Genomic DNA, 10,707 nt, shown 5'->3' on the forward strand with positions numbered 1-10,707 from the left:
CGGCCCTCGGCCGGGAGCGTAGTCGCCCCGCTGTCCACGAGGTACCGGTTTTCCGACCGGCTCAGGTGCGGCATCGGTGCGTGAGGCGGGACGGCCGCGGGACAGCCGTCTCAGTGACCGACGTCGTGGTCGCCGGCCCGCACCAGCCCACTCTCGTACGCGAAGATCACGACCTGTGTGCGGTCGCGCAGACCGAGCTTGGTGAGAATGCTCGACACATGCGACTTGACGGTGGCGGGCCCGATGAAGAACCGCGCGGCGATCTCCGAGTTACTGGCCCCGCGAGCGACGGCGACCACCATCTCGCGCTCCCGCTCGGTGAGCCGCTCCAGGCGGCCGGCGACGGCCGGATTGACGGTGCGGCCCTCCGCGAACCGGCCGATGAGGCGCTGGGTGATCGACGGCGCGAGCAGTGCCCCGCCTTCGGCCACCGTACGTACGGCGCCGGCTAGTTGCTCGGGAGGAATGTCCTTGAGGATGAAGGCGCTGGCACCGGCGCGCAGGGCGTCGTAGACGTACTCGTCCGGGTCGAACGTGGTCAGGATCAGCACCCGTACGTCCCAGTCGGCCTCCCCCAGGATCCTGGACGTCGCCTCCAGGCCGTCCATCCCGGGCATGCGGATGTCCATGAGGACCACGTCCGGACGGTGCAGATGTGCCGCCTCGATCGCCTCGAGCCCCGTCCCCGCCTCGGCCACCACCTCGATGTCGGGGGAGACCCGCAGGATCATGGCGAAGCCTCTGCGAACCAGCGCCTGATCGTCGGCCACGACGACGCGGATGCTCATGCGGTCTCCGCTCCGACGGGCAGCCGGGCGACCACTCGGAAACCGCCGTCGGGCAGCGGCCCCGCATCGAGGCTTCCGCCCAGCAGGAGTGCCCGCTCCCGCATGCCGACGATCCCATGGCCCGCCGCACCGGGCCGGGACGAGCCCGACACGGGCCGGAGGGCGGCTCCGCGACCGTTGTCGAGCACCTCGACGGTGATGCCTCTGCCACAGGGTTCGCGGCGGACGTGTACCTCGGTACGTGTCCGCGGTCCGCTGTGCTTGAGCACGTTGGTCAGGGCCTCCTGGACGATGCGGTACACCGAGAGCTCCACGTGGGCCGGGAGAGAGGCCTGGAGACCGCCGGCGACCGTGACGTCCAGACCGGCCTCGCGGACCTGCTCGACCAGCCGGCCGAGATCGGCGAGCCGGGGCTGAGGGCCGAGTCCCTCGCGGTCGGCGTCCGGACGCAGCACGCCCAGCAGATGACGCAGCTCGTCCAGGGCCTGGCGCCCGGCCTCCTCCACCGCCGCCATCGCTTCGAGGGCCTCCTGGGGATCGTCGGCCGCCACCATCCGGGCAGCGCCCGCCTGCACCGTCATCATGCTCACCTGGTGGGCGACCACGTCGTGCAGTTCGCGGGCGATGTGGGTGCGCTCCTCGGCGACGATCCGACGTGCCTCGGCGGCCTGCTCCCGGCGCAGCCGGGCGGCGCGCTGGGCCCGCAGCCGCAGACGCCGGCCGATGTACCAGGCCACGACCATGACCGCGGCGCCGAAGCCGATGTCCCCCCAGGGGGTCGACCGCAGCAGACCGTCGGTCACGACCGCGGCGACGGCCATGGCGACGGCCGCCGCCGTGCCGAGGTGGCTCCGCCGGGTGTCCGCGGCGTACCGCCCGACGCCGTACAGCGCCACGATCACACACCCACCCGCGGTGGAGTAGTCGCTCCCCAGCGTCGGACTCCAGGCGACGAGTACCACGGGCAGGACCACGAGCGGTCGGCGGCGACGCCAGTAGAGCGCCCCGCCGGCCACGGCGAACAGCAGCAGCACCGGGACGGGGACCTCGGTGACCGTGCGGAGGGCGAGCGCGTCGCCGGGTGCTTCCTCGACGAACAGCGTGATCAGGAACATGGCGGTCGCGAGGACGGCGTCTGCGCCCCGCGGCCAGCGGGCGAAGGGCCCGCGGAACCTGCCGGGCACGCCGTCGGCCGGCGTCTGTGAGGACAGGCCCGTGCGGTTCATCAACGCTCCGTCGAAAGGCTTCCGGCGCCCGGCGTCGGTCGTCGGGGCACACCGGGCAGGCCATCGTAAGTCCGGTTCGCAGGCGCGGGCACCCGTCTCTGAGCGGAACCAGGTCTCCCCCGCCAGGGGGAGGCGCCGCCGCGGTCTCCCCGTCCCGCGCGGGAGCCCCGAACCCGCCCGGTGGCCGGGGACAGCGCTGCCGCCGGAGCCCACGATGGGAACCGCTCACGACTCCTGCCTCCGGCGTTCCGCGGACCGGTGGCGGACGCCCGCACTCTCACAGGAGCCCACACAGTCATGAACCGTTTCACGCGCCGTATCGGCGGCGCGAGCGCCCGCCGGCCCTGGGCCACGATCGCCGCCTGGGCGGTCGCCCTGCTCCTGGTGCTGCCCCTGGCCGGCACGGTCGGCGGCTCGTTCGTCGACGACCTGGTGGCTCCCGGCAGTCAGAGCGAGGAGGTGATGGAGCTGCTCGAAGAGCGCTTCCCGGAAGCCTCCGGTGGCAGCGCCATGGCGGTCTTCGCCGCGCCGGAAGGGGAGCGACTGGAGCGCCACCGGCCCGCCGTCGACGCCGCGGTCGCCCGGATCGCCGACGTGGAGCACGTCGCCACGGCGGTCGGCCCTTTCACCGCCGGCGCGCTCTCCGCCGACGGGCGTATCGGCTTCGCGCGGATCACGTTCGACGTGCCCGCGATGGACGTGGACCCCGGGGAGATCGAGGCCCTGACCGACGCCATCGCTCCCGCACGCGGGAACGGCGTCGTCGCCGAGCTGGGCGGTGACGCCGTCTTCATCAACGCCGAGACAGAGACATCCGGCGCGGAGACGGCGGGCCTGCTGGCCGCACTGGTCATCCTGGTGGTCGCGTTCGGCACGATCGTGGCCGCACTGGTGCCGGTCGCGCTGGCCCTGGTGGCCGTGGCCGCGGGCCTGGGCAGCATCACCCTGCTGGCCAACACGATGGACGTCTCCACCGCCGCCCCTACGATCGGCGCGATGATCGGCCTGGGCATCGGCATCGACTACGCCCTGTTCATCGTGGCCCGGCACCGCGAGAACCGCACCGCCGGCCAGGACAACACCACCGCACTGTCGAACGCCATGGGAACCTCGGGCGCGGCCGTCCTGTTCGCCGGCGGCACCGTCGTCGTGGCGATGGCCGCGCTCGCACTGACCGGCCTGGGCTTCCTGACGTCGATCGGCCTGAGTACCGCCCTGGTGGTGCTCTTCGCCGTGGCGACCGCCCTCACGCTGCTCCCGGCCCTGCTGTCGCTGCTGGGCGACCGAGTCCACAAGGGCGTCCGTGAAGGCGACCGCAAGGGACGGCTCCTGGGCCGTGAACGGCGCCCCGCGAAGAAGCCCGAGGACACGGCATGGTGGCGATTCGCCCACCGGGTGTCCGGCCGGCCCTGGCGCTACCTGCTCGCCGCGTCCTCGGTCCTGCTCGTCCTGGCCGCCCCCGCGCTGCGCATGGAGACCGGCTTCCCCGACGCCGGTGACGACTCCACGCGTACGACCCACCGCCGCGCCTACGACCTGCTCGCCGAGGGCTTCGGCCCCGGCTTCAACGCCCCGCTGCTGATCGTCGCCGACCTGACCCGACCCGGTGCCGACGCCGAGGACATCCCGGCGCTGGCCGAGCGCATCGCCGCCGATCCCGGCATCGCCACGGTCGGCGAGCCACAGACCTCCGCTGCCGGGGACACCGTCGTACTGCCCACCCTCCCCACCACCGCCCCCGCCGACGCCGAGACCTCCGGGACCCTTGAGCGCGTGCGTGACCTCGTCCCCGACAACGTCGCCGTATCCGGCCTGACCGCCATGACCGAGGACCTCACCGAGCAGCTCGCCGACACCCTGCCGGTCTTCATCGCGGCGATCCTGGTGGCGTCGTTCCTGCTGCTGATGCTGGTGTTCCGCTCCGTCGCGCTGCCGCTGAAGGCCGCCGTGGTGAACCTGCTGTCCATCGGCGGTGCGTACGGCGTGGTGGTCGCCGTCTTCCAGTGGGGCTGGCTCGGGGGACTGTTCAACCTGGAGGGCACGCTCCCGATAGCCTCGCCCCTGCCGACGATCTTCTTCGCGGTCCTGTTCGGCCTGTCCATGGACTACGAGGTGTTCCTGCTCTCGCGCGTCCGCGAGGAGTACGACGCCACGGGCGACCCCACCGAGTCGGTGGCGCGGGGCATGGCGGCCACGGGCCGTGTGATCACCTCTGCCGCGCTGGTCATGACGGTGGTGTTCCTCGGTTTCGTCGCCAACCCGTCGCCACTCGTCAAGATGATGGGCCTGGGCCTGGCGACCGCGATCGTGCTCGACGCGACGGTCGTCCGCATGGTGCTCGTGCCCGCGGCGATGGCACTGATGGGGCGCGCTGCGTGGTGGCTGCCCCGCCCGCTCGACCGCCGGCTGCCCCGTATGGGCGTCGAGGACGCCGAGGTCCTTCCCGCTCGGCGCGAGCCGGCGCTCGCACCCACACCCAGGAGCGGCTGATGCCGCACCCCGACCCGCGGCGACCCGACCCGAGGATCCACCGATCGGAGAGTTCCCGATGAAGGCCATCGTCCAGGACCGGTACGGCTCACCGGACGTCCTGGCCGTCGAAGACGTCCCCCGGCCGGTGCCGGCCGACAACCAGGTACTGGTCCGCGTGCACGCCGCCGCGGTCAACGCCTACGACTGGCACGTGATGCGGGGCGACCCCTACCTGGCGCGCCTCATGAACCCGTCGGTCTTCGGCCGCCGCGGACCCAGGAAGCGGATCCGGGGCAGGGACTTCGCCGGCCGAGTGGAAGCGGTGGGAAAGGAGGTGACCCGGTTCCGTGCCGGGGACGACGTCTACGGTGACCTCGGCGGCGACGACGGCGCCTTCGCCGCATATGTGTGCGCCGCGGAAGACCTGCTGGAGCACAAGCCGGCCAACCTCACGTTCGAGGAGGCGGCCGCGTTGCCGCTCGCGGGAACGACCGCCCTCAAGGGCCTGCGCGACCTGGGACGGCTGGCGTCGGGACAGAGAGTCCTGATCAACGGTGCGTCCGGCGGCGTGGGAACGTTCGCCGTACAGATCGCGCGGGCATCCGGAGCGGAGGTGACCGGGGTGTGCAGCACCCGCAACACCGGCCTGGTCCGCTCGATCGGCGCCGACCACGTCATCGACTACACCGAGGAGGACTTCACCCGCGGCGGACAGCGCTACGACGTCGTCTTCGACCTGGTGGGCAACCGCACGCTGACCGAGTGCCGACGCGTGCTCGGCCCGACGGGCACACTCGTCCTCTCGGGCGGAGGGGTGTCCGACGGCGGCAGCCTCGTCGGGCCGATGGGCCTCATCCTCGCGGGACAACTGCTGGCGCCCTTCGTCCGCGGGCAGCGGCTGCGCGTCCTCACCACCTCACCGAGCCGGGAGAGCCTGACCGCGCTGCGGGAACTGGCCGAGTCCGGGGCCGTCACCCCGGTCATCGACCGGACCTACCCACTGGGCGAGGTACCCGAGGCCATCCGCTACGTCGAAGGGGAGCACGCTCGTGCGAAGGTGGTCATCACCTGCTGACGGAGGTGTGGCACCCAGGCGGTCATGCGACCCGGGCACGCCCCGGGGGTACACGGGTGATCACCGTCCAGGCCCCCGAACCGAAGCGGGCCACACGGGTGTCCCCGCCGTTCCGCTGTCGCTGAGGCCGCGTCATACGCCGCCCGGGCGCCGGGCCGTGATCACGTAGTAGTCGAGCAGCCCGTCGCGGTAGGCGCCCAGGAAGTTGCGCGGCCAGGTCACGGGCAGCTCGATCGCGGCGAGGAACCGGTCGAACCCCGGCCAGACGGACTCCCCGATCGACTCGGTGCGCACCTCCGTCAGGCCGGCGGCGGCCAGGGCGTCGACGAGCGTCCCGACGGGGTGCGCCACGTCCAGTCCGGACGCGAAGCTGTCCAGACGCCCGGCCAGCGCGTCCGCCACGCCGCCCTTCGCGTCGCCGGGCACGAAGAAGCTCGTGACGGCCATACGGCCCCCCGGGCGCAGCACGCGTGCGCTCTCCCGCGCGAAGGCGGCCAGGTCACGGAAGTGCTGCGCGGCCTCGACCGAGTACAGACGGTCGAACTCCCCGTCGGTGAACGGCATCGACTCGGCGGCGCCGCGCGCGAAACGGAACCTCTCCGGGGCGGCGGACAGCAGGGCCGCGTTGGCGCCGCGGGCCCGTTCCAGCTGGTCGGGGTGAATGTCCATCCCCGTCACCGAATCGAACGCGAACTCCTCCAGTGCCAGGGCGCAACCGAGGCCCAGCCCGCAGCCGACCTCCACCGCGCGGCCCCGCCGGCCGCCGACGCCCGCGCCTCCGGGAGCGGTCAGCGTGCTCAGGACGTGCCGGTAGAGGTTCCGCGCGCTGCGGACGCGGTCCTCCGCCGTGAAGGGACGGTCGAGCGGGATGCCGTCCCAGTGACCGAAGTTGATGAAGCCGCCCAGGAACGCCGGTACGGAACTGAGGTCTTGCGGCCCGTAGACCGCGCGCACCGCGGGCGTGACGCCGTCGTCGTCGAGGACACCGGTCGCATCGTCACGAGTCATGGACCTACCGTAACGCGTCGGTCAACCGCCCCAGTTGGCGATCGACGCCGCGCGGTCACCCCACCCGAAGCGGTTCAGGTCCGGGGTGTTGCAGCCCTTGGGCGCGAAGAACTCGTTGCCCTGCCAGTCGAAGGCGTCGAACAGGGAGACGTCGTAGCGGCACCAGCTGAGCGACGAGATCACGTCGTTCCAGTTCTGCGTGCCGAGGAAGCCTCTGCTCACCCGGCTCAGATTCGGGTAGCCCCGGCCCTTGGGGAGGCGTTTGACGTCTCCCGACTCGCCGGCGTCCTCGTAGAAGTACACCTCTTCCGGCAGGGAGCCCGGGTTCGTCGTGCACACATGCTCCATGGAGCGCTTCGCCCGTTCCAGCCGCTCCGGGGGCAACTCCTCTCCCGCGTACTGCCGTCGCGCCTCCGCGAGCATCGCCGCGCGGTCGGTGAAGGCACCGAGCACTGCGTCGTCGCCGTGCCCGAGCCGGGTCAGGTGCAGTGGGCCGGGGAAATCGGCGTGCATACGCTCCTCGTCCTCGACGGGCTCGCCGTCCAGCACGATCGGAACGGCGGGGGCGAAGAGCCGTACGAGCCCGAGTGGCGCCCGGTCGGCGAACAGGTCCCGTTCGGCGGAGGCGGGCAGCGGCTGCGGCTCCGGCTCCGTCCCGGTGGCCCGCCCGGCGGTGTCCGGGCCCCGCGCGGTTCCCTGCCTCTGGTCCGCGGCCCGGTCGTCGGTCTGCCGGTGCACCATGACGCCACCTCCGTCCGTCCTTCGTGTCCAGGCTAGACCCGCCACCGCGGAGCCGCCTGCGGGCGACCGGGATATATGGGTGTTATGCGTATGTGAGGTGATAAATCGGGTATGAAGGGCTCATCGTCACGGGCTCCGCCCCGGTCTGCCCGCCCTCAAGCGAAGGAGAACCGAAGCGATGAGCGACGACCAGCCCACGGCCCACCGCTCTGCCACGCCGATCGTCGTCCTCGGCGTCGTACCGGCCGACCCTCCGTACCGTCTGGTGGAGGTCCGGGGTCAGGTGGCCGGGTCGGCCCACGACATGCTGGACGTGATCAAGCTGGCCCACCAAGCGGGGGTGGCGCGTGTCGATCTCGACGACCCGGCGGTCGTGCGGTGGGTCGGGGGCGGCAAGTACAAGTGGTCCCCGTAGCGAGCACCCTGGGCGCGCGCCGGTGAATCCGCGGGTCGGTCGGCTCTGACCGCCGCGACGCGGATCAGGCGGCTGCCCGGCTGTTCAGCGCGTGGCCGCGCCGGCGCGCGGGGTCCGCCGAGCGTGTGATCCCCGGCGGCCCGGCGTATAACGAACGCTACTGGCGGGAGAACGCCTGGCTATTGGACGTGTGTCCGGAAGCCGTGCTGACATGGCCTCAATTGCGTGCACACACCGCAGTCGAATCTTTCTTGGCCAGGGAGCTGCCCGTGGGGAACATCGAGAAAACCGAAGAAATGCATCGTCTCTTCGACAGGACGGCGAAGGTCTACGACCAGAGCGGTGTGGAATTCTTCGGTCCCATCGGCCGGCGGCTCGTCGAACTCGCCGGGCTGCCCTCCGGGGCGTCCGTCCTCGACGTCGGCTGCGGCCGCGGCGCCGCCCTCCTCCCTGCGGCGGAGGCCGTCGGCGCGGACGGCGAGGCCGTCGGTATCGACATATCGGAGGAGATGGTCAAGCACGCCACGGAGACGGTCCAGGACCGCGGTCTCGACCACGTGACCGTCTCCGTGATGAACGGCCAGAGGCCGGACTTCCCGGCTGCCCGGTTCGACGCGGTGATCGGCAGCTGCTCGCTCTTCATCTGGACCAAGGGCCCGGACGACGTCCGCCCCTACCGGGAGCTGCTCCGCCCCGGCGGCCGGTTCGCCACCGCCGCCCCGTCCTTCTTCTCCACCCTGCAGGGCAGGTGGGCGCTCTTCCCGGAGATTCTCAACGAGCTGCTCATGCCGTACATGCTCCGGTCGCTGAAGCAGAACGGTGCCTACGACTCCCAGTTCGCCGACGCCGGCACCAACTGGCTGGCCACGCCCGAGCTGATCGAGAAGACCCTCACCGAGGCCGGCTTCGCCGACGTCGCCGTCCAGGAGGAGGACCTGCCCGTCGTCGTCACATCCGGACGGCAGTGGGTCGAGTTCACCTACACCACCGGCATGCGCGGCATGTGGGAGCGGATCGAGGAGCAGGAGCGCGCCAGGCTTGTCGCGGAGGTGACACGCCGGCTGGACAGGCTGAAGGACGGCAACGGCTTCATCACCACTCCGGTCCCGATCGTCTACATCCGTGCGAACACGCCCGAGAGCTGATTCGCGCGACCGAGAGCCAGGGAATTCCCCTTCGGGGGAATTCTCCTTTCCGTGTACGGGGGAACACGCTGGGCCCGCTCCGGACGCACACCGGGCGGTCGGCATGGGGGAAAGAAGTGGCAGCCACAGTCATCGGAACAGAATGGCCCGTCACCGCCAGGGAGGCCGTACTCACGGACCTGGAGCGGTCCATGGCCGCCGGGGCGGGTGCCCTGCTCGTCGGTGATGTGGGGGTGGGCAAGAGCACGCTCCTGCGAGCCGCCGTGGAGCGGGCCCGGGGCCACGGCGCGCGCGTATTGCGGCTCGACGAACTCGACCGGCTCGACCGGCCGGGTCAGCTCGACCGGCCGGGTCAGCTGGACCGGACGGACCGGACGGACCGGTCGGACCGGACGGACCGGACGGACCGGTCCGACCGGCTCCAGCGCACCGGCCGGCTCCATCCGGCCGTACCGGGCGTTCCGGCCCGCGGTACGGGCGCACGCCGGCCCGGCCTCGTGATCGAGGCCGACGACCTGCCGTCCGCCGACCCCGCCGCGCTCGCCGCCGCCCACCGACTGGTGACCGGCGGGCAGGCCGTCCTCCTGGCCGCCGCGTCCTCCCGGGACCCGCTGTCCGACGGCGTCCGCAGGATGCTGATCGGCGCGTCGGTCCGCCGCCTGAACGTCGAGCCCTTCGACCGGTCGGAGGTCGCCGATGTCCTCTCCGCCCGGCTCGGCGGGCCCGTCACGGCCGACACCGCGGAGCGGTTCTGGGACCTCACCCGCGGCAACGCCCTCGTCCTGCGGGAAGTGACCGAACTGGCGCTCGCAGACGGCACCCTGCACGCCGTCCGGGGCGGCTGGCACTGGCCGGGCCTGACCGGCGAGCCCGACAGCCGCCTGACGGACCTCGTGGAACTCCTCCTCGGCGACCTCGACCCGCGGGAGCGGGAACTCGTGGCCGTGCTGGCTCTGGCCGGCCCGCTGGAGGCGGGCCTGCCGGTCATCGCCGACCGGGGGGACGCCGCCGAGTCGCTGAACCGGCGGGGCGTCGTCGTCACCGAACGCACCGGCTTCCGAATTTCCCTGCGGATCGCCCATCCGCTGTGCGAGGCCCTACTGTCCTCATGTCTGCCCGAGCTGACGGCCCGCCGGCTCCGGCTGGACATCGCCGACGCTCTGGAGGCGGCGGGCTCCTGCGGACCCCGGGACACCGCGCGCCTCGTCACGCTGCGGCTCGCGGCCGGAGAGCTCCCGCACCCCGCGCATCTGCGTGCCGCGGCCGCCGGTGCCCTCGCGGACCACGACTTCGCCCTCGCCGAACGCCTGTGCCGCACCGCCCTCGCGACGCGGGGGCGGACGGGGCGAGGAGGGGGACACGGACATGGACATGGACCTTGGTACGGGCCTGGGGGCGGGCCTGGGGACGGACATGGGCCCGCCGAGGCCGCGGACCTGGCCCTGATGCTCGGCGAGGCGCTGGCAGGTCAGCGACGGCCCACCGAGGCTGAGGCCCACTTCCGGCAGCTCACCCGGGTCGGCGCAGTTACCGGCGCGCTACTGCTACGGGCACGTGCCCTCAACCTCGCGACCGGCCTGGGCCGGCCGTCGGAAGCGGCCGCCGTCGTGGACGCCGCCATCGCGAGCACCCGCCCCGGCGAGGCAGACGCCTACCTGGAGGCACGCGCGCTGACGCGCCTGTTCACCGACCGCCTCGCCGACATACCGACCCCACCGGCCGAGTACGCCCGCGCTCGGCCGCCGGCCCGTGCCGTACTGCCTGCCCCGGCCGACGCCGATGTCGCCCGGGCCGGCTCCTGCGCCGCCCCGCCCAGCGCCGGCGCCGCCCCGCCTCG

The 10,707-nt window shown here is 72.5% G+C and carries 8 protein-coding genes and 1 pseudogene; 5 read left to right on the forward strand and 4 right to left on the reverse strand.

The genetic code is table 11. The features are described from left to right. Positions 1–110 precede the first annotated feature (110 nt). Complete coding sequence (locus tag FVS66_RS22660) at positions 111–788, reverse strand: response regulator transcription factor (RefSeq protein WP_149183041.1); 678 nt, start codon at positions 786–788, stop codon at positions 111–113. After that, positions 785–2,014 (reverse strand): sensor histidine kinase, encoded by a 1,230-nt coding sequence (locus FVS66_RS22665; protein ID WP_149183042.1) that lies wholly within the window; start codon positions 2,012–2,014, stop codon positions 785–787. The genes FVS66_RS22660 and FVS66_RS22665 overlap by 4 nt, the downstream gene beginning before the upstream one ends. Before the next feature lie 297 nt (positions 2,015–2,311). On the opposite strand from FVS66_RS22665, the gene FVS66_RS22670 reads away from it, so the two are divergent. Then, positions 2,312–4,504 carry an MMPL family transporter gene (locus tag FVS66_RS22670; RefSeq protein WP_149183043.1) on the forward strand — a complete coding sequence of 731 codons (2,193 nt, stop codon included), beginning with the start codon at positions 2,312–2,314 and terminating at the stop codon, positions 4,502–4,504. 58 nt (positions 4,505–4,562) lie between these two features. After that, positions 4,563–5,561 carry an NAD(P)-dependent alcohol dehydrogenase gene (locus FVS66_RS22675; RefSeq protein ID WP_149183044.1) on the forward strand — a complete coding sequence of 333 codons (999 nt, stop codon included), beginning with the start codon at positions 4,563–4,565 and terminating at the stop codon, positions 5,559–5,561. 132 nt (positions 5,562–5,693) lie between these two features. Here the strand turns inward: FVS66_RS22675 and FVS66_RS22680 are convergent, their stop codons facing one another. After that, entirely contained in the window at positions 5,694–6,569 is an 876-nt protein-coding gene (locus FVS66_RS22680; protein WP_149183045.1) for a class I SAM-dependent methyltransferase, read from the reverse strand. A gap of 21 nt (positions 6,570–6,590) precedes the next feature. Continuing rightward, complete coding sequence (locus FVS66_RS22685; protein WP_149183046.1) at positions 6,591–7,310, reverse strand: hypothetical protein; 720 nt, start codon at positions 7,308–7,310, stop codon at positions 6,591–6,593. A gap of 178 nt (positions 7,311–7,488) precedes the next feature. Between FVS66_RS22685 and FVS66_RS22690 the strand changes: the two genes are divergently transcribed. The 3 genes and pseudogenes from FVS66_RS22690 to FVS66_RS22705 all read left to right on the forward strand — a co-directional run. Then, entirely contained in the window at positions 7,489–7,725 is a 237-nt protein-coding gene (locus FVS66_RS22690) for a hypothetical protein (RefSeq protein WP_149183047.1), read from the forward strand. Between the two features lie 269 nt (positions 7,726–7,994). Then, complete coding sequence (locus FVS66_RS22695; RefSeq protein ID WP_149183048.1) at positions 7,995–8,870, forward strand: class I SAM-dependent methyltransferase; 876 nt, start codon at positions 7,995–7,997, stop codon at positions 8,868–8,870. 116 nt (positions 8,871–8,986) lie between these two features. Continuing rightward, a pseudogene (locus FVS66_RS22705) lies at positions 8,987–10,707 on the forward strand (ATP-binding protein); the annotation flags it as partial.

This window comes from Streptomyces sp. TRM49041, assembly GCF_008271805.1.
Taxonomy (GTDB): Bacteria; Actinomycetota; Actinomycetes; order Streptomycetales; family Streptomycetaceae; genus Streptomyces.

Excerpts from the sequence above, each read along its gene's own strand:
- FVS66_RS22685 (WP_149183046.1), bottom strand. The coding sequence starts at position 7,310 with ATGGTGCACCGGCAGACCGACGACCGGGCCGCGGACCAGAGGCAGGGA.
- FVS66_RS22670 (WP_149183043.1), top strand. The coding sequence starts at position 2,312 with ATGAACCGTTTCACGCGCCGTATCGGCGGCGCGAGCGCCCGCCGGCCC.
- FVS66_RS22680 (WP_149183045.1), bottom strand. The coding sequence starts at position 6,569 with ATGACTCGTGACGATGCGACCGGTGTCCTCGACGACGACGGCGTCACG.
- FVS66_RS22675 (WP_149183044.1), top strand. The coding sequence starts at position 4,563 with ATGAAGGCCATCGTCCAGGACCGGTACGGCTCACCGGACGTCCTGGCC.
- FVS66_RS22665 (WP_149183042.1), bottom strand. The coding sequence starts at position 2,014 with ATGAACCGCACGGGCCTGTCCTCACAGACGCCGGCCGACGGCGTGCCC.
- FVS66_RS22660 (WP_149183041.1), bottom strand. The coding sequence starts at position 788 with ATGAGCATCCGCGTCGTCGTGGCCGACGATCAGGCGCTGGTTCGCAGA.
- FVS66_RS22690 (WP_149183047.1), top strand. The coding sequence starts at position 7,489 with ATGAGCGACGACCAGCCCACGGCCCACCGCTCTGCCACGCCGATCGTC.